At 69.2% G+C, this 18870-nt stretch carries 19 protein-coding genes; 13 read left to right on the top strand and 6 right to left on the bottom strand.

Translation table 11 applies throughout. The features are described from left to right. Window positions 1-33: 33 nt before the first annotated feature. The 3 genes from ACQE3C_RS03040 to ACQE3C_RS03030 are packed head-to-tail and all read right to left on the bottom strand — an operon-like array spanning window position 34 to window position 2549. Window positions 34-486 (bottom strand): hypothetical protein, encoded by a 453-nt coding sequence (locus ACQE3C_RS03040; protein ID WP_434537722.1) that lies wholly within the window; start codon window positions 484-486, stop codon window positions 34-36. Window positions 487-498: 12 nt separating this feature from the next. Beyond that, window positions 499-1122 carry an FMN-dependent NADH-azoreductase gene (locus ACQE3C_RS03035; protein WP_434537721.1) on the bottom strand — a complete coding sequence of 208 codons (624 nt, stop codon included), beginning with the start codon at window positions 1120-1122 and terminating at the stop codon, window positions 499-501. 47 nt (window positions 1123-1169) lie between these two features. Next, window positions 1170-2549, bottom strand: coding sequence for an MFS transporter (locus ACQE3C_RS03030; RefSeq protein WP_434537938.1), 1380 nt, complete (start codon window positions 2547-2549; stop codon window positions 1170-1172). A gap of 388 nt (window positions 2550-2937) precedes the next feature. Between ACQE3C_RS03030 and ACQE3C_RS03025 the strand changes: the two genes are divergently transcribed. Next, window positions 2938-4740, top strand: a complete 1803-nt coding sequence (locus ACQE3C_RS03025; RefSeq protein WP_434537720.1) for an FG-GAP-like repeat-containing protein — start codon at window positions 2938-2940, stop codon at window positions 4738-4740. A gap of 91 nt (window positions 4741-4831) precedes the next feature. Here the strand turns inward: ACQE3C_RS03025 and ACQE3C_RS03020 are convergent, their stop codons facing one another. Beyond that, on the bottom strand, window positions 4832-5449 hold the full coding sequence (locus tag ACQE3C_RS03020; RefSeq protein WP_434537719.1) for a DNA-3-methyladenine glycosylase I: 618 nt from the start codon (window positions 5447-5449) through the stop codon (window positions 4832-4834). Between the two features lie 467 nt (window positions 5450-5916). Here ACQE3C_RS03020 and ACQE3C_RS03015 point away from each other — a divergent pair, with 467 nt between their 5' ends. The 9 genes from ACQE3C_RS03015 to ACQE3C_RS02975 all read left to right on the top strand — a co-directional run bounded on the left by ACQE3C_RS03015 (window position 5917) and on the right by ACQE3C_RS02975 (window position 14145). Next, window positions 5917-6210, top strand: coding sequence for an META domain-containing protein (locus ACQE3C_RS03015; protein ID WP_434537718.1), 294 nt, complete (start codon window positions 5917-5919; stop codon window positions 6208-6210). Continuing rightward, window positions 6171-6320 (top strand): hypothetical protein, encoded by a 150-nt coding sequence (locus ACQE3C_RS03010; protein WP_434537717.1) that lies wholly within the window; start codon window positions 6171-6173, stop codon window positions 6318-6320. Before ACQE3C_RS03015 ends, ACQE3C_RS03010 begins: the two co-directional genes overlap by 40 nt. Window positions 6321-6349: 29 nt before the next feature. After that, complete coding sequence (locus ACQE3C_RS03005) at window positions 6350-6844, top strand: GNAT family acetyltransferase (protein ID WP_434537716.1); 495 nt, start codon at window positions 6350-6352, stop codon at window positions 6842-6844. An 11-nt stretch (window positions 6845-6855) separates the two neighbouring features. Further along, on the top strand, window positions 6856-8343 hold the full coding sequence (locus ACQE3C_RS03000; RefSeq protein ID WP_434537715.1) for a CCA tRNA nucleotidyltransferase: 1488 nt from the start codon (window positions 6856-6858) through the stop codon (window positions 8341-8343). A gap of 37 nt (window positions 8344-8380) precedes the next feature. Next, complete coding sequence (locus ACQE3C_RS02995; RefSeq protein ID WP_434537714.1) at window positions 8381-10426, top strand: DUF6049 family protein; 2046 nt, start codon at window positions 8381-8383, stop codon at window positions 10424-10426. 69 nt (window positions 10427-10495) lie between these two features. Next, complete coding sequence (locus ACQE3C_RS02990; protein WP_434537713.1) at window positions 10496-12592, top strand: protein kinase family protein; 2097 nt, start codon at window positions 10496-10498, stop codon at window positions 12590-12592. Beyond that, window positions 12589-13173: an RNA polymerase sigma factor SigM gene (gene sigM / locus ACQE3C_RS02985; RefSeq protein WP_434537712.1), complete on the top strand. Its 585-nt coding sequence runs from the start codon at window positions 12589-12591 to the stop codon at window positions 13171-13173. Before ACQE3C_RS02990 ends, sigM begins: the two co-directional genes overlap by 4 nt. Further along, entirely contained in the window at window positions 13170-13748 is a 579-nt protein-coding gene (locus ACQE3C_RS02980; protein ID WP_434537711.1) for a hypothetical protein, read from the top strand. Before sigM ends, ACQE3C_RS02980 begins: the two co-directional genes overlap by 4 nt. Window positions 13749-13869: 121 nt before the next feature. After that, complete coding sequence (locus tag ACQE3C_RS02975; protein WP_434537710.1) at window positions 13870-14145, top strand: hypothetical protein; 276 nt, start codon at window positions 13870-13872, stop codon at window positions 14143-14145. A 192-nt stretch (window positions 14146-14337) separates the two neighbouring features. Here ACQE3C_RS02975 and glpK read toward each other — a convergent pair whose 3' ends face one another. After that, window positions 14338-15852: a glycerol kinase GlpK gene (glpK, locus tag ACQE3C_RS02970; RefSeq protein WP_434537709.1), complete on the bottom strand. Its 1515-nt coding sequence runs from the start codon at window positions 15850-15852 to the stop codon at window positions 14338-14340. A 216-nt stretch (window positions 15853-16068) separates the two neighbouring features. Here glpK and ACQE3C_RS02965 point away from each other — a divergent pair, with 216 nt between their 5' ends. After that, window positions 16069-17019 (top strand): sugar-binding transcriptional regulator, encoded by a 951-nt coding sequence (locus ACQE3C_RS02965; RefSeq protein WP_434537708.1) that lies wholly within the window; start codon window positions 16069-16071, stop codon window positions 17017-17019. A 4-nt stretch (window positions 17020-17023) separates the two neighbouring features. On the opposite strand, the gene ACQE3C_RS02960 is transcribed toward ACQE3C_RS02965, so the two are convergent. Beyond that, complete coding sequence (locus ACQE3C_RS02960; RefSeq protein ID WP_434537707.1) at window positions 17024-17959, bottom strand: LppM family (lipo)protein; 936 nt, start codon at window positions 17957-17959, stop codon at window positions 17024-17026. A 95-nt stretch (window positions 17960-18054) separates the two neighbouring features. Here ACQE3C_RS02960 and ACQE3C_RS02955 point away from each other — a divergent pair, with 95 nt between their 5' ends. Both ACQE3C_RS02955 and ACQE3C_RS02950 read left to right on the top strand, forming a co-directional pair. Then, window positions 18055-18267, top strand: coding sequence for a hypothetical protein (locus ACQE3C_RS02955; protein ID WP_434537706.1), 213 nt, complete (start codon window positions 18055-18057; stop codon window positions 18265-18267). Beyond that, window positions 18264-18863: a hypothetical protein gene (locus tag ACQE3C_RS02950; RefSeq protein WP_434537705.1), complete on the top strand. Its 600-nt coding sequence runs from the start codon at window positions 18264-18266 to the stop codon at window positions 18861-18863. The genes ACQE3C_RS02955 and ACQE3C_RS02950 overlap by 4 nt, the downstream gene beginning before the upstream one ends. Window positions 18864-18870 lie beyond the last annotated feature (7 nt).

The raw sequence follows: 18870 nt of genomic DNA, 5'->3' as shown, positions 1-18870 counted from the left end.
CGTCGGTCAACCAGCGGGGCCAACCAGCGTGGGTCAACCTTGCGCGAGTCGCCAGGCCAGGAAGGTGGACAGGTCACCGGAGTCCCCGTCGCGGGCGCCGCGGCCCACCACCAACGGGGGTGGGCTGGCCTCCAGCCGCACACCGCGCAGGCGTTCGCGCCACCCCCCGGGCACGGTCAGCACGTAGTAGCTGCCGTCCTCACCGACGGCGACCGACCGGTTGGCACGGATGTACCAGCCCCGCTTGTCGGTCCGGACCTCACGGCCGTCCATCAGGCGCGCGACCAACCGTTCGGTGAGGATGCCCTTGGCCACGGCCTGCGCCACGAAGTCGTCCACAAGTACCTGGGCGCGGGCAGACTCGTTCAGTGCGCTGCTGCGGCTCAGCTGGTCGCGCAGCTCGGCATCGCGACGACGCCGGCTGCCCGCATCCTGGGGATCAGCGGGGGGATCGGTGTCGCGCGGCTCGTCGGCCGGGGTGCTCATGGCGGTGGCCGGCTAGAAGGTGCGGGCGAACTCGGTGACCCGGTCGATCGCCTCGGCCATGATCGCCGCCGCATTGTCCGGGTCGTGGTCCATGCCTTCGGCGTACATCGACTGGTAGTCGCTGACCCCGATGAACCCGAAGACCCGGCGCAGGTAGTCCGAGGCGGGGTCGGCGCCGCCGAAGAAGCCGCCGTTGGTCTGCAGGTGCAGGCCCCGCTTGCCCTTCACCAGGCCCTCGGCCCGGCCGTCCGAGGTGTAGCGGAAGGTGCGCCCTGCCCGGCAGACGGTGTCGATCCACGCCTTCAGCCGGGTGGGGACCGACAGGTTCCACAGCGGGTTGGCCACCACGAACTTGTCGGCGCCCATGAACTGGTCACCGAGCTGGTCGAAGATGGTCAGCTTGGCCTGCTCGCTGGGGTGCAGGTGGACGAACGGCTCTCCGGCGGCCAACTTCTTCCACCCGTTGAGCAGGTCGAGGTCGATCTCGGGGACCGCCACGTCGTAGAGGTGCAACTGCTCGACGCGGTCGTCCGGGTGAGCCTCGGTGTAGGCGGTGACGAAGGCGTCGGTCAGCTGCATCGAGCGAGACGAGGACGAGTCGAGCGGGTGGGCGCGGACGACCAGGAGTTGGGCCATGGGATCGATCCCTTCGTGGGGTGGTGCCCCCATTCTTGCCGACCTGTTCAGGCGTCGCTGCGCCGCTGCCCTGATTGTTCGCCCGGCTCGGCCTCGATCAGGTCGGCGGCGAGCTGGCCGCCGTGCACCACCGGGTCGAGGGCGACCGAAACCTCCGGGTGGGCACCGATGTGGGTACCCCGGTTGAACCCCTCGTCGCCGTAGCGGGCCGAACGCCACCAGAACAGCAGGGCCATCAGGATGTAGAACACACCCATGCCCACGAAGACCACCGTGTCGAAGCCGGTCGGCGGCAGGATCCACACGGCCAGGAAGGCCGAGGCAACCAGGGCGGCGTTGAACAGCATGTCGTAGATGACGAACACGCGGCCCTTGTACTGGTCGGCGACGTGGGCCTGCACGACGGTGTCGATGCAGACCTTGACCGACTGGGCGAACAACCCGAGCAGGAAACCGGCGACCAGCAGCGGCACCCGGTGGAAGATCGAGCCGGGAATGATCTGGGCGATGCCCGAGGTGATCAGCAGCACGAAGATGGTGCGGCGCACCCCGATCTTGTGGGCCAGCGGCGGGACCAGGGCCGCCGACAGGACGAACCCGACCCCGGTGAAGCCGCCCCACACGGCGAGGTCGGCCAGCGCAGCGTTGGCGTCCTGCACCTCGTGGAAGTAGTTGCGGTAACCCAGGATCACGCCGACGCTCATCAGGCCGAACGCGAGGCGCTGCAGGAAGATCATCAGCAGTCCGAGCGCCGAGGGGCCCTGCTCGTTGAGGTGGACCAGTCCCTCCTTCAGTCCGGAGGCGACCTCGCGGGCGGTGACCCGGTGGTCCACCGGTTCGGGGCCCAGCTCGTCCCTGCCGAACCGCATCGCCAGCGCCACCGCCGCCAGGAACAGGACGAAGGCGACCACGAAGACCAGTGCGTCCGCCTGGTGCGCCTCGAGCCAGTGCGGGGTCAGGCCGAGCCGCAGCCCGCCCACGATCGCGCCGCCGATCAGCACCCCCGCGGGGCCGATCATCGGCATCACCGAGCTCGCGGTGAGGTATTCGCCCTTGTCAATGGTGTAGGGCAGGCCGGCGGTGAGCGCGGCCATCAGGAACCGGTTGAGGCTCATCGCCACCAGCAGCAACAGCATCATCGACAACTGGATGCCCGGTGATCGGTCGCCGGTGAGCACCAAGGCGGCCAGGGCGAGGGCGATCAGTCCGCGGACGGCGTCAGTGACCGCCAGCACCCGTTGCCGGGGCCACCGGTCGAGCACCACCGAGACGAACGGCCCGATCACCGAGAACGGCAGCAGGGTGATGGCGAGCACCATGGCGATGGCCCAGGCGTTGGGTTGCTGCTGGGGTGAGAACAGCACGTAGCTGGCCATGCCGACCTGCAAGGTGCCGTCGGCCGCCTGGGTGGTGACCCGCACCGCCATGAACTTGCGGAACTTCGGGTGTCGCCACAGTCGCTTCAGGCTGTGCCACCACTCCACCAACGGCCCCCTCGGTCGTGGCCCGCATGGGTGCGTGGGCCTTGGTCAAGGTTACCCAGCGGGGGTCCCCTGCTCCTACACGTTGGCCGGCACCACCCCGGGTAGGACAGCAATCAGGGACCGCGGTCGTACCCGGGGAGTGCGCCCTTGCCCGGTGAGGAAGATCACCGGTTCAGAAGGGGGGCTCTCCCTTGTGGAGGGGGGTGGGGCGGCGATAGCCTCACGCACGAGGTCGACGATGACCTCATCTCGTCCGCAGGACGGCGACTCCGTCCTCCGGGCACTGGCCGGGCGAGGGTGCACCTGACTGCACTCCAGAAAGGCCACGCACATGCGTTCACGACTTGGGTTCGTGCTCGTTTTGGCCCTCATCGCCGCACTGGCGATCACGCCCACCACCGCCCACGCCGACAACCGCACCCTTCCTGCCAACCCGGCCGCGGTGGTCACCATCCCCGATGCCGGGTTCAAGGCCTGCCTCGCCGCCGAACTCGGCGTTCCCGCGTCCAGCCCCATCAACCAGGGACAGCTCGCCGGCATCGTCTACCTGGAATGCAGCACACCCGGGACGATCACCTCCCTGACCGGCTGGGAGTACCTGGTCAACACCGTCGACCTCTACATCTCGGACCAGAACCTCGGTGCCGTCTCGGTGCCGGCGTCACTGACTGCGCTCGAATGGTTGTCCCTGCCCGGGAACGCCATGACCAGCCTGAGCGTGCCGTCGACCCTGACCGGGCTGATGGGCCTGGACGCCAGCCACAATGAGCTCACCAGCTTCAACGTGCCGGCCACGTTGACCCAGCTCATGTTCCTGCAGCTGGGCTTCAACCGGCTCACCAGCTTCACAGTGCCGTCCACGCTGAGCGAACTGGTCGTCCTTGAGGTGTCGGTGAACCAGCTGACCAGCCTCACGATCCCTGCCGGCGCCACCCAGCTGGGCGCCCTGGAGGCCTATGACAACCTGCTCACCAGTCTGGCGCTGCCCAACACGCTCACTGAGTTGGGGTACGTGGACCTCACGTGGAACGACCTCACCAGCATCACCGTGCCCCCGACCCTGACCCAGCTGGAGTACCTCGGCCTGGGCAGCAATCGGCTGGCAGACCTGTCCACCCTGGCCTTCCTGCCGCCCTCGGTCGTCGAGGCCCCGGGTCAGCGGCTGATGGGCCCGGACGTGCAGCTGGGCTACCCCTACGCCCCCTACATCCGTGACCACCGTGGTCAACCGGTCACCATCACCGCGGTGGCAGGCAGCACCGTCAGCGGGGGCATGATCACCTACCAGGCTCCCGGCAGCTACCAGCTCAGCTTCACCAGCCCCAATGGCTACAGCGGCACCATCAGCCAGAAGGCAGTCGGGGCGATCGGGGCCTCTGGGGTCTTCGGGGACCACACCGGCGACGGGATCGGTGACCTGTTCGCCATCGACTCCGCCGGCAGGCTGCAGTTCTACCAGGGCTCGACCACCGGGGCGGCGGTCCACGTCGGCGTCCGCGGCACCGGGTGGGGCTCGATGACCTACCTGACCCAGCTGGATGACATCGACGGCGACAAGCGCTCCGACCTGCTCGCCCGTCGTGGCAACGACCAGTCGCTGTGGGCCTACCGCGGCCTGGGCGGCGGAAACGTGACCGGGTTCAAGCAGATCGGCAAGAACTGGGGCGGCATGGACCAGATCGTCCCGGTCGGCAACCTGGACGGTGGGTCGACCCAGTACGTGGTGGCCCGACGCGCCGCGGACGGGAAGCTGTTCCGCTACACGCTGACCCAGAACGGGCTGACCGGCATCACCGAGATCGGCCAGCACTGGAACGGGATGAAGCAGATCCTGTCCGTGGGTGACTTCAATGGTGACGGGCGTTCCGACATCCTGGCGATCCGCAAGGACGGCACCCTGTGGTCCTACCTGGGAACTCCGCAGGGACGGATCGGTGCCGGCAAGCAGGTCGGCCATGGGTGGGGCAACTTCACCCGCGCCTTCACCGCTGGCGACCTCTCCGGCGACCGGTTGCGCGACCTGGTCGGTCAGCGCGCCGACGGCGTGGTGTTCACCTATCCGAATCAGCAGGGTTCCTGGGGGCCGGCGCGCCAGATCCTGACCGGCACGCGGACCCATCTGTTGATGGCCTGAGTCATCCGCCAGGGCCCCGGGACCTCGTCCCGGGGCCTTGGTGCGTGGTTCGTCGGCCGGTGAGCCCTCAGTGCGGCCCCCGTGACCCAGGTCACCCCGCGCGCCAGCAACCGGCGAAATGGTCGTCCACCATGCCGGTCGACTGCATCAGCGCGAACATGGTCGTCGGACCGACGAACCGCAGGCCCCGCTTCTTCAGGGCCTTGCTCATCGCGGTCGACTCCGGGGTCACTGCCTGGACCTCAGCCCAGGCGCTCGGACGAGCCCAGCTGGTCGGGGCGAACGACCAGAGCAGCTCGTCCAGTTCACCAGGGGCGAGCCCGACCACGACGCGGGCGTTGCCGATGGTGGCCTCGATCTTGGCCCGGTTGCGGATGATGCCGGGGTCGTCCATCAATCGGCTCACGTCGTCCGGGGTGAACCTGGCGACCAAGGCAGGGTCGAAACCGGCGAAGACCTCGCGGAAGCGTGGGCGCTTGCGCAGGATCGTGATCCACGACAGGCCGGCCTGGAACCCCTCCAGGGCGATCTTCTCGAACAGCGCCCGGTCCCCGTGCAGGGGGACGCCCCATTCCTCGTCGTGGTAGCGCCGGTAGTCGGCGTCGTCGGCCGCCCAACTGCAGCGGACCAGCCCGTCCTCACCGACCACCACGTGAGCGGCAGCCGCCAGCCCACCAGGAACAGCGTCGTCCTCAGCAATCTCGGCCATGCGCACACAGTAGGCCCACACCGCGACAGCTCCTGTTCACAGCCGGCCGACAGCCCGCTCATCAGCCGCCGACCAAGGCATCAACCGGCTGGCATTCCACCGCTCCGGCTGGCGCCACGCCCCTGTTCGGTGCATCCCGCACCCCCTCTCGTCCATGGCGCCCCTGCTCGTGGCACGCCGCCCCTCTCCGGCCCGGGTTTACGAGGGGCGGCGTGCACCGACGAGGGGCGCGACGGATGGAACGGGGTGCGGCGCGGACGGAAGAGGGGCGCGCCGGATGGAAGGGGGGCGCGGCACCAACACACGCAGCAGCGCACCCAGTGAAGCCCGGCACACCCAGTGAAGCCGGCACACCCAGTGAAGGCGGCACACGGGTGAAGGCGGCACACGGGTGAAGGCGGCACACCACGAACCCCACGACCCACCCCTTCACCACCGCCACCACCCCGCTGCCCAACGATGCAGCCATGGACAACGACGTTCTTCTGACCACCCACGTGTGGGGCTCCCCGGAACCACGCCCGCCCCACCTTCGCTTCGGCACCGACGGCCGAGTCACCGGCTCCGACGGCTGCAACCGGCTGATGGGCCGTTGGGCCTTCGACGAGGACGACATCGACATCGTCACCCTCAGCCAGATGGCCTCCACGATGATGTTCTGCGAGGGCGTCGACGACTGGCTCAAGCGCGCCGACCAGGTGCGGCTGCACCCCGAAAGATCGTGGTCTCCGATGCCGAGGGCAACCACCTCGGCGAGCTGACCCGCACCGATGACCCGGACACCGAGACCGGCGACAACAACACCGACTCCGAGAACACCGACGATGAGGGCCCCAGCCACGGGGAATCCACCGAGGCGCCCCACGCCTGACCATCAGCACCGGACCCTACGATGGGGCGATGAGTTCCGTCCGCATCCGGCCCTTCACCAGTACCGACGCCGACGCAGTGGTGGCGCTGTGGCAAGCGGCGGGTCTGGTTCGTCCTTGGAACGATCCGTACCGCGACATCACCCGCAAGCTGTCACAACAGCCAGAGCTGTTCGTGGTCGCCGTGGACGAGCAGGATCGTGTGGTCGGTTCGGTCATGGCGGGCTTCGACGGGCATCGCGGGTGGATGAACTACCTCGCCGCGGCCACCGACACCCGCGGGCTCGGCATCGGGCGAGCCCTGGTCGAACACGTCGAGCACGAACTGCGGGCCGTCGGCTGCCCGAAGCTCAACCTCCAGGTGCGCACGTCGAACAGCGAGGTGATCGCCTTCTACCGACACCTGGGCTACCAGGTGGACGACGTCGTCTCGATGGGCAGGCGCCTCATCGAGGACCCGTCACCCTCCGCCCTCCCCACTGCGGACTCCACCGCTGGCCCCACCACCCCACCGGCGCCCCGGTAGACTCGTCGTTCGTGCCGCCCACTGATTCACTGACCCGCGACCAGCGCCGGGCCCTCGACGACCTGCTCACCGCCACCCCCGTGATCGGTGAGCTGGGCGCGTTGTACCGCCGGGCCGGCCACGACCTGTACCTGGTCGGCGGGTCCGTGCGTGACGTGCTGCTGGCCACGCTGGTCCACGACCTCGACTTCACCACCTCGGCCGACCCGGAGACCACCGAGAAGCTGCTGGCCGGCTGGGCCGACTCGGTGTGGGACATCGGCAAGGACTTCGGCACCATCTCGGCGGGCAAGAAGACCACCGCCGATGCCTATGACAACCCCGTCGAGTGGGTCATCGAGGTCACCACCTACCGCGCCGACAACTACCGGGGTGACTCCCGCAAGCCCGAGGTGAACTTCGGCGACTCGCTCACCGACGACCTCATCCGGCGCGACTTCACCATCAACGCGATGGCCATCAACGCCAGCACCGGTGAGTTCGTCGACCCCTATGGCGGCCTGGACGACCTGCGGGCCGGGCTGTTGCGCACCCCCTTCGAACCCGAGCGCAGCTTCAGCGACGACCCGCTGCGGATGATGCGCGCCGCGCGCTTCTCGTCCCAATTGGGGTTCGGCATCGAACCGGGCACCTTCGCGGCGATGACCGCCCTGGCCGAGCGCATCGAGATCATCAGCGCCGAGCGGGTCCGCGAGGAACTGTCGCGGCTGCTGCTGACCGACAACCCGCGACCGGGGCTGAGTGCGCTGGTCAGCAGCGGCATCGCCGAGCGCGTGCTGCCCGAGCTGCCGGCCCTGCGGCTGGAGACCGACGAGCACCATCACCACAAGGACGTCTACGAGCACAGCCTGACCGTGCTCGAGCAGTCGATCAGCCTCGAGAAGGCCCGCGGCCACGACCCCGACCTGGTCGGACGACTGGCCGCGCTGCTGCACGACATCGGCAAGCCCGCCACCCGCCGCTTCGAGGAAGGTGGCCGGGTCAGTTTCCACCACCACGACGCGGTCGGCGCGAAGCTCACCCGCAAGCGGATGAAGGCGCTGCGCTTCAGCAAGGACGAGATCGACGCGGTCTCGAAGCTGGTCGACCTGCACCTGCGGTTCCACGGCTACGCCGACGTGATGGACGCCGACGGCACCGGCTGGACCGACTCGGCGGTGCGCCGCTACGTCCGCGATGCCGGCGACCAGCTGGAACGCCTGCACATCCTGACTCGCAGCGACTGCACCACCCGCAACCAGCGCAAGGCCACCCGCCTGCGCCGCGCCTACGACGACCTCGAACAGCGCATCGAGGTGCTCGCCGAGCAGGAAGAGCTCGACGCGCTGCGCCCCGACCTGGACGGCACCCAGATCATGGAACACCTGGGCATCGGCCCCGGCCCGGTGGTCGGCCAGGCCTACAAATACCTGCTCGAGCTCCGGATAGAACGCGGCCCCCTCGACGAGCAGGCCGCCCGCGAGGCGCTGGACCAGTGGTGGGCCGCCCGCCCCTCGTGACCCGCCCGCGCCCCGGCACTGCTGCAAGAATGGGACGGTGACCACCACCGCCCCTTTCCGTGCGCTCATGCTGGCACTGGCCTGCATGCTGGTGCTGGTGGGGGCCTGGGCCGACCCGCCGAAGGCCCACGCCGCCGAGGGGCTGGTCACCATCACCCTCGACACCGTCACCCCGGACACGCTGAGCGCCGACGCCACAGTCACCATCACTGGCACGGTCACCAACACCAGCGACCGGCCGATGACCCACGTGCAGGTCTCGTTCTGGCGCTCCACCGACCCGGTCAACACCGAGGGCGACTTCCAGCTGCTGCTCGACTCGCCCTGGGACGTGCCGATCGGGGCCCGCGGCACCGCCGAGCACAACCTCTACAACCTCACCGATGAGCAGGCGCCGACCTTCGAACCCGGCCAGACCCGCGGCTTCACCGTCCAGGCCACCGTGGCCGAACTGGCGCTCACCAACCCGTCACCGGGCACCGTGTACCTGATGGGTGTCCACGTCCGCGGCATCCCCGAGGGTGACGGCAACCAGACGGTGGGCCGCTCCCGGGTCTTCCTGCCCTGGCAGCAGGCACCGGGCCAGGCGACGGTGGTGCCGGTCGTCCTGCTGACCAGCGCACCGGCCCTCACCCTCGACGGCAGCCTCACCGACGACCACCTCGCCGGCGAACTGAGCGGACGACTTGAGACCCTGCTGCGAGCCGCCGAGCTGCCCGCCGCCACCGTACTGGTCGACCCGAACCTGGTCGACGAACTGCGCACCATGGCCGACGGCTACCAGGTGCAGGGTGAGACGGTCACCCCGGAAGACCCCCGCGCGCGGGCCGCCGCCGCGTGGTTGCAACGCTTCGACGCGCTGACCGCCGCCCCGGACCGAGCGGGGTCGGTCTACCGGCTGCCCTACGGCAACCCCAACCTGGCCGCCGCCGCCTCCGCCAACCGCATCGAGGTCGTCCAACGAGCCGGGCGGGCACTGCCGGGCAACCACGAACTGGCGCAGCTGCCATTGGCGGTCTGGCCGCAGGACACCGGCCTCACCCCTGCGGGCCGGGAGTTCCTGGCCGGGCTCGACCCCGACCTGTGGGTCGAACCGTCCAGCCTGGACGGCCTCTACGCGCTGACCGAGACCTCATCGCTGGTCACCTACGACCCGACGCTGACTGCCGGTGGCCCGGGACCCGACCCGCGCGGCAGCGTGGCGCAGCGCCGCGGACGACTGCTGAGCCAGTTGGCGCTGACCCCTCGTCCGACGGTGCTGGTGGTGCGCGACGCCCCCGATGCCGCCGCGGCCCTGGCGCTGCCCAGCTGGGTCACCACCGCGGGACTGGGTGAGCTCGCCACCAACATCTCCGGGCCGCCGCCAGCCACCCGCCTGCCGGCCGGCTCCTCACCCGACTGGGCGGCCATCAACCGCGCGCACCGCCGGATGACCTCGTGGTTCGACCTGACCGGCTCCCCCGATGCGGGTGCGCTGGCCTCGGCGCAGGTCAGCAGCCGCGCGGCGAACCCCCGGCTGGGGGAACGGGGCGCGCAGTGGCTCGACCAGGCGATGGCCTCCATCCCGACGAACCTGCAGCAGGCCGGCATCACCCTGCAGATGGCGGACACCTTCGTCCTCGGTGATTCCAGCGGCACCCTGCCGATCACCATCACCAACTCGTCCAACGTGGCGGTACGGGTGAAGGTGCGCATGGAATCGGACAACGCCCAGCGCATCAACATTCCCGACACCGAGGTGGTCACGGTGCCGGCCAACTCGTCGGTCTCGGTGCAATTCACCCCGCAGGCACGCACCAACGGGGTGGTCGGGTTCACCGCCCAGGCCCTCACCGAGGGCAACCTGGCCGTGGGGCCCCCGCGACGGTTCAGCGTCAATGCCACCAACTTCGGGCAGGTGGGCTGGCTGATCATCATCGCCTCCGGGGTGGTGGTGCTGGGTGGCACCGCGATCAGGATCAAGCAGGTCCAGCGTGAGCGTGCGAACCAGGCCAGCTCCGCCCCGGAGGTCGGTTCGGCGACCTCGGGCGCACCAAGTTCGGCGACGCCCCGCCAGGACACGAGTTCTAGTCCACACCCCTGAGTAGGCTGCTGGGAACCATCGACTCGGGCAGACTGGGGTCTGTCAGGCAGGACCAGGTGAGGGGCTGGGATGCACCACGACGGCTTTGAGGAGCAATCCTCGCGCTCGCGGTGGAGCGACCCCGAAGCCCCCTCCCCCGACGAGGTCTTCGACCAGGACGAGTACACCGCGCCGGTCTGGGACAGTTGGTCCGACTCCCCCGACACCTTTCCCGAACCGGCCAGCCCTGAGCCCGTCAGCCCTGCGCCATCGTCCGCGTTCACGCGGGTGGCCCAGTCCGGTGACATGTACGGACGACCGCCGGCCGCGACCAGCCCCGACGTGGACGACGAGTCGACCCAGACCTGGACCCTCGACGACGAACTCCTGGGCCCCGAGCCGACCACCCCGGGCACCCCCGACCAGGCCCCGGACGACCCCGACGAGAGCTACGCGGACGACCTCGGCACGGACGAGGGGGACGACGACGAGGACGACGACGAGGAGGACACCTCCCCGATCACCGAGGAACTCTCGGTCGGCCTGGTGGTGACCGATCGCTACCGCCTCGAGGAACGCATCATCACCCGCGGCCACACCCACAGCTGGCGGGCCTTCGACCAGAAGCTGTCCCGACCGGTGATGCTGCACCTGCTGGAGGCCAACCGCGACCAGAACAGCCTGGTGCTGGATGCCGCCCGCCGATCAGCGATCGCCACCGACTCGCGGTTCCTGCGGGTGCTCGATGCCATCAACGCCCATGACGTCGCGATCCCCGGGGTGGGGGCCTGCATCGTCTCCGAGTACGTCCCGGGCCAGTCGCTGGAGGCGCTGCTCGCCTCAGGCCCCCTCAGCGGCACCGAGGCGGCCTGGGTGGTCCGCGAACTGGCCGACGCGCTGGTGCCGATGCACGCCAAGGGACTGTTCCACCAGCAGCTCAACCCCGACACGGTCGTGGTGACCGCCACCGGCAACGTGAAGATCGTCGGCTTCCTCATCGAAGAGGCGATGTACCCGGGCACCGATCGTCCGCACCATGACGTCGACTCGTGGGCCGCCATGCAGGAAGCGGACGTCCGCGCCCTGGGCCAACTGCTCTACGCCACCTTGGTCAACCGCTGGCCGGCACCGCATTCCCAGGCCGACCGACTGCACTGGGGCATGGCTGCCGCCCCGATGGACGGCCACGGCTGGCTCACCCCACGCCAGGTCCGCGCCGGGGTCGCGCCGGCCCTCGACGTGATCTGCGACCAGGTGCTCAGCCATGTGCCGCGCACCGGCGCCGCCCCGATCACCACCGCCGCCCAACTCGAGGAGGCCCTCTCGCGGGTGCTCGGCACCGCCGACGCATCGGCCGACCTGGAACACCGGGTGCGCTATCCCGTGGTGGCCGAACCCACCGGCCGCACCCCCCAGGTGGCCTCGGCCACCTCGTCCGCGAGCGCCAACGCCGCGCCGGCCACCCCCGCAGCAGTCGTCACACCACCCCTCGTGAAGAAGCCCAACGCCCCGCTGGACCCGATCGACGCCCGGGTCGGTGGGCTGGCCCGCCCACGGCCGGCACCCCGCCACTGGCTGACGATCCTGGCGGCGGTGGTCGCCCTGACCCTGGTCGGCAGCCTGATCGCGGTCGGCATCAACAACCGTCGCGGCACCGCCACCCCACCGTCGTCGAGCACCGCCACCCAGGCCGACGGGCAGCCCGTCTCGCACCCGTTCGCCACCGTCGACGACTTCGACCCGGAGGCGGACGGCGGCAACAACGAGGAGAACCCCAACCAGGTCGCGCTGGCCCACGACGGCGACCCGGCCACCGCCTGGACCACCCTTCGCTACATCGGCAACCCCGCTTTGGGCGGGCTCAAGCCCGGGGTCGGCCTGGTCATCGACCTCGGCCAGGTCGTCGACGTCGGACGAGTCACCCTGCAGTTGCAGGGCAGCCCCTCCAATGTCCAGGTGCTCCTTCCCACTGAGAACCCGGACGACGCCGAGGCCGACCCGCCGATGACAAGCGTCGAGGACTGGACCGTGCTCGTGCAGCAGGACGGCGCCGGGGAATCACTGACCCTCACTCCCCCAGCGGTGGCCAAGACCCGGTATCTCTTGGTGTACTTGACCTCGTTGCCTAGCATCGGGGGTGACGGCTACCGCGGCGCCATCGCCGAAATGGAGGTGTTCGACAGGTGACGACGGGCTCGGCAAGGGTGTTCGGCGAGCGCACCGACGAGGAACTGTTGCGCCTGCATGTCGACGGCGACGACCAGGCCTTCTCGGAGCTGTTCCGCCGCCACCGACACCGCCTGTGGGCCGTTGCCCTGCGCACCCTGCGTGACCCCGAGGACGCCGCCGATGCCCTGCAGGAGGCGATGATCTCCGCCTTCCGCCGCGCCGGCAGCTTCCGCGGGCAGTCGGCGGTCACCACCTGGCTGCACCGCATCGTGGTCAATGCCAGCCTCGACCGGATTCGCCGCAACCAGGTGCGCCGCACCGATGCCCTGCCCGAAGACCTCGACCGTGACCTCGGCCTGGCCAGCGACGAGGACCTCGACGAGATCGTCGCCCACGCCGAACTGCGCGTCGACGTGGCCGAGGCCCTGGGCCGGATCAACCCCGACCAGCGGGCCGCGCTGGTGCTGGTCGACATGGAGGGCTACTCGGTCGAGGAGGCCGCCCACATGCTCGGCTGCGCCGAGGGGACGATCAAGAGCCGCTGTTCACGCGGCCGCAGCAAACTCGCCCAGCTGCTCGCCCACACCCGCGTCCCATGACCGCGGCGACCCCGGCCGGGCCCGAGGTGCTCGCCGACGGGTCGTCCAGCGCCCCCGGCGGACGCACCGACGACGGCACCCCGCTGCCCCGCATCATCGCGCACCCCGAACTGCTCGACGCCGGCCCGCTGCCCCCGCTGTCGACGGGCCGCTGGAAGCTGGTCGTGGCGGCCCTGCCGGCGGTGGTGCTGTTCGTGATCGGCCTGCTCATGGGCGGCAGCAACTGGACGATGGCCGTGGTCGGGGTGGGGTTCTGGCTGTTCATGGCGCTGCTGGTGTGGATGGACCGGCGGGCCCTGCTGCGCACCGAGGCCGACACCCTGGTGGTGCGCAACGTGCTGGCCACCCGGTCGGTCTCCGGAGCCGGGGTGCAGCGGGTCGTCCACCAGTTCAACGGGCGCAGCCCCGACTTCCAGCTGGTCACCACCGCGGGCAAGGTGTGGGTGCCCACCTCGCGGCTCGAGCGTGGCCATTCCACCCTGTTCAGCTGGCTCGACGTGCACGCCCCGCAGGCGGTGCTCGACCCGAAGGCGACCCGCTGGCGCCAGGCGCTGGTCGACGAGGGCCACCTGTAGAGTTGGCTGGAAGTTCTTGGGAACCGACGTGCACGGTCGCGCGTCACACCGCTGTCAGCGCCCGGTTGGGCCTGATGTTAAGACGTGCCATCCGCACGGACCACGTCCAAGGAGGAGGACCATGACCGGCGAGAACCACGACTGGGTCAGCGACATGCTCAGCGCCGAGGTTGACGTCGCGATGCCCGAGTGGGTCAGCGAACGCATCGAGACCGCACTGGCCGCCGAGGTCGCCCGCAGGGCCACCACCGACGCCGCCGACGAGGCCAAGCGCAGCTACCTGGAGATGCAGACCCGCTCGGCACTGGGCACCTTCGGCGGCAACGCCCCGGCCCACTACGACCCCTCCGGCGTGGGCATCAGCGTGCACCACCCCGGCGCGAACCAGCCCCACTGACCCCCCACCCCGCGTCTGCAGCCCGAACCTGCGTCTGCACGTCGTAGCAACCCGCAGACTCAGGTTCACGCTGCAAACCTGGGGTGGCTTGGACGAGGGTGCGGCGCAGCCCCGGCAGAACAACAGCGGGTGGCCCCCTGGGGGGACCACCCGCTGCTCTGTTCATCCCGGGCTCAGGCGGCCCGGGTCAGATCACTCGACGACGTCCTCGTCGACCCAGTCGAAGGTCTTGGTGACGGCCTTCTTCCAGTTGCGGAACAGACGATCGCGCTGGGCGTCGTCCATTTTCGGGCTCCAGCGCTTGTCCTCGGCCCAGTTGTCGATGACGTCCTGCTCACCGTTCCAGAAGCCCACGGCGATACCGGCCGCGTAGGCGGCACCCAGCGCGGTGGTCTCGGCCACCACGGGACGGACGACGTCCACCCCGAGCTGGTCTGCCTGGAACTGCATCAGGATCTCGTTGGCGATCATGCCGCCGTCGACCTTGAGCTCGGCCAGCTGCACACCCGAGTCAGCCTCCATGGCCTCCAGCACCTCACGGGTCTGGTACGCCGTGGCCTCCAGCACCGCGCGGGCGATGTGGTTGCGGTTGACGTAGCGGGTCAGGCCGACCAGGGCGCCACGGGCGTCGTCACGCCAGTAGGGGGCGTACAGGCCCGAGAAGGCCGGCACGAAGTAGGCGCCACCGTTGTCCTCGACCTGGCCGGCGAGCTCGGAGATCTCGGGGGCGTCGGTGAAGAACTTCAGGTTGTCACGCAGCCACTGCACCAGCGAACCGGTCACGGCGATCGAACCCTCGAGTGCGTAGATCGGCTTCGAATCGCCGATCTTGTAGCACACGGTGGTCAGCAGGCCGTTCTTCGACGGGACCTGCTCCTCGCCGGTGTTGAGCAGCATGAAGTTGCCGGTGCCGTAGGTGTTCTTCGCCATGCCGGGCTCGAAGCAGGCCTGGCCGAAGGTGGCCGCCTGCTGGTCGCCGAGGATGCCGGAAATCGGCAGGCCCTTCAGGCCGCCGACGGTGGCCTCACCGTAGACCTCCGAGGAGGACTTGATCTCGGGCAGCATCGACAGCGGGATGGTCATGTCCGCCGCGATCTCCTCGTCCCACGCCAGGGTGCTCAGGTCCATGAGCATGGTGCGCGAAGCGTTGGTCGGGTCGGTCACGTGGATGCCGCCATCAACACCGCCGGTCAGGTTCCAGACCAGCCAGGTGTCGATGTTGCCGAAGGCGAGCTTGCCGGCCTCGGCCTTCTCGCGGGCACCGTCGACGTTGTCGAGGATCCACTTCACCTTGGGGCCGGAGAAGTAGGTCGCCAGCGGCAGGCCGACCTTGGCCTTGTACTTGTCCTGGTTGCCACCACCGAGTTCCTCGATGATCTTGCCGGTGCGGGTGTCCTGCCACACGATCGCGTTGTAGACCGGCTCGCCGGTCTCGCGGTCCCAGACAACCGCGGTCTCACGCTGGTTGGTAATGCCAATCGCCACGATGTCCGCAGAGGAGATGCCGGCCTTGGTGATTGCCTCGGCTGAAACGGCTGCGGTGCTCGAGATGATCTCCTTGGGGTTGTGCTCAACCCACCCCGCACGCGGGAAGATCTGCTCGTGTTCCTTCTGACCGGAGGCGACGACCTGACCGGCATGGTTGAACACGATGGCGCGGGTCGAGGTGGTGCCCTGGTCGATGGAGAGAACGTACTTGTCGGACATGGGGATCCTTCCAAAATGGTCGACACTGACCTGCCCCCACCGTCGTGGTGGGGACATCACCCCTCACCAAACCAGATCTGCACGAATGAAGCGATAGTGTGAACGCACGTGCAGATGGAGTATCCACAATTTGCACGAGTGTGATGTGATAGACGTCACAAATCGGGGGAAGTGGGCGCTCAGATGGACGGTGCAGAAAGGTCACGGGTGCACGTCATGAATGAATGGTCCGAGGAACTGGTGACGGCCGCCAGCATGTACTACGCCCAGGGCGAGACGATGGAGACCATCGCCCGCCACCTTGGCACCTCGCGCAGCACCGTGTCACGCCTGCTCAAGGAGGCCCGCGAGACGGGTCTGGTGCGCATCTCGATCAACCGCAACGCGCAGGACCAGTCCTCGATCGGCGCAACCCTGGAGCGGATCTTCGGGCTGAACGTCACCGTCGTCCAGGTGCGCGACACCGCCTCGGAGCTGCACCGGCTCAACCAGGTGGCCCGCATCGCCAGCCAGGTCCTGTCCGAGCAGGTCAGCGACAACTCGATCGTCGGCGTGGCCTGGGGCACCACCTTGGCCGCACTGGTGGAGCACATCACCCCCCGTTCCCTGCACGGGGTGCGGGTCGTCCAGCTCAACGGTGGTGCCAACGGCACCGACACCGGCATCCCCTACGTCGGGGCGATCATCGGGGCCATGGCCCAGGCCTGGTCGGCCACCCCGATGCTGTTCCCGGTGCCGGCATTCTTCGACTACGCCGAGACGAAGAAGGCGATGTGGCGCGAACGCAGCGTCCAGTCGGTGCTGGCCATGCAGCGCCACGTCGACATCGCGGTCTTCGGGATCGGGTCGCTGACGGCCTCACTGCCGTCCCACGTGTACAGCCAGGGCTACCTCGACGAGGCCGACATGGCCGAGATCCTCACCGAGAAGGTGGTCGGTGACGTGTGCACCGTGCTGCTGCGCGCGGACGGTTCGTGGCGTGACGTCGGGCTCAACGCGCGGGCCACCGGGCCCAACCCCACCGAACTGCAGGCGCTCAAGCGGCGCCTGTGCGTGGTCGCCGGCACCGCCAAGGCGGTCCCGCTGCTGGCCGCACTGCGCGCGAAGGTGGCCACCGACTTGGTCGTGGACGATGCCACCGCGCGCGCCGTGCTGGAACTGATGTAGGGGCTCAGCCCCAGCCACCCTGCGGCGGACCACCCTGGTTCCAGCCGCCCTGCTGGCCCTGCGGCGGGTACTGGTCGGGCTGCTGTCCCTGCGTCGGCTGGCCGTAGTCCTGCTGGCCCTGCAGGTCCCAACCACCCTGCTGACCATAGGACTGCTGCCCATAGCCCTGGTCGTAGGACTGCTGGCCGTAGCCCTGCTGGCCCGACTGGTCCCAACCCTGCTGCTGGCCGTACCCCTGCTGGCCGTACCCCTGGCCCCACTGCTGCGCCTGGGCAGCCTGCGCGGCCTGGGCCGCGGCGGCCTTCTTCTTCTGGTTGTTGTTGTAGAGCAGGAACCCGCCGACCGCGGCGGCCAGCACCACCGCGCCGAGCACCAGCCACAGCACCATGGAGCCGCCGCCGTCCTCACCGGTGGCCCGCAGCCCGTCGGGGCTGAACAGGTCGTTGGGGTTGGTCCAGGTGACGGTCCGGCCGTTGGCGGTGGACGACCCGTTGTGGCTGAGCACCTTGCCGGGGAAGGTGACGGTGACCTCGAAGGAGTCGAACATCGCCGCGCTGCCCTCGGACTCGTCCTCTTCACTGCCCTTGATGTGGAACAGCCAGGTGCCGTCGTCCTGCTTGGTGATCGTCAGGTCCTCACCCAGCTGCGAGGTGGGTGCGCTGCCGCTGATCCGGCAGCCGATGTAGGTGCCGTCGTCGTAGGGCTCTCGCTTCTCGTCCTTGAGGGTGGGTGCGCCCGTGCCCTGGGTCTCGCACATCTCCTCCTTGGTCGTGTCGGCGGCGACCTCGGACGACTTGTCGAGGCCGATGTCGGTGACCAGACGAATCTCGTCCTCGCTGACGATCTCGTAGTCGGCCTTGTACTTCACGCAGCCGGACAGCACGACCAGGATCGGCACCAGCAGGGCGGCCGCCAGCCGCCGCGAGGAAGACATTCTCATGCGAGAAGCGTAGGGCGCTGCGGGCCCAGTTGACAGCCCCGGAGCACCACCCGACAGCCGCCGTTTCGGTCGAGCTGCCCAGTATCATTACCACCATGGTGACCCAACCCACCGACGAGGACGACAAGGTGGGCAAGCGCTGCCTCTACGTCAAGCGCCTGGCCGACGTGGACGAGGACGTCCTCGCGCAACTGATCACCCGCTCGCTCGACCACCTTCGCCAGACCGAACAGGCCACTGCCGGGGTGCCCCGCCTGTCGGACATGCCGGCACCGCAGGACTCCCCCGAGGAATCGAGGTCCAGATGACGCTGAGCATCGACACCGCCACCTTCTTCGACGACCGGGTGCTGAAACTGGCCGTGCTGGTCAAGCAGTCGCTGGTCCGGCTGGTCTCCGACACCCCCGCCGAGGACATCCTCGGGCTGGGGCTGTTGACCGACCCGGCCGCCGAGCACCTCGCCCCGGCGATCTACCGCCGGGGCGACCACGAGGCGAACCTGCGCTCGGCCCATGTCCGCTACCCCGACGACCCGGTCGACTGGGACCTGTACCTGCGCTGGAGCCCGGTGGAATGGCCCCACTCCACCACCAATGTGCCGACCGCGGCGGTGCCGGGCCTGGCCACCCTCTGGGACGAGCTGCTGGCCAGGCGCGCCACCGCCAGCGGGGTCGACCGCACCTACTGGCCCTCGATCATGTTCGAGTTGGCCGCCAATGCCCTGGTGGTGCTGCACCGTGACGGCTGGTTCGAGGAGTACCCGCATTCGGTGCACCGGCTGCAGGTGGTCAAGGGCCGCACCGACAAACCCACCCGCCGCCGCTGGGCCGAACAGATGAACACCCCCGAGCACTACGCCTCCTACCTGAGCCACGAGAAGCAGTTCGTCGGGCCCCGCCGCTGAACCGGCG

This window comes from Aestuariimicrobium sp. Y1814 (assembly GCF_050113895.1).
In the GTDB taxonomy this organism is placed as follows: domain Bacteria; phylum Actinomycetota; class Actinomycetes; order Propionibacteriales; family Propionibacteriaceae; genus Aestuariimicrobium.
This window is presented reverse-complemented; position numbering and strand designations above follow the sequence as displayed.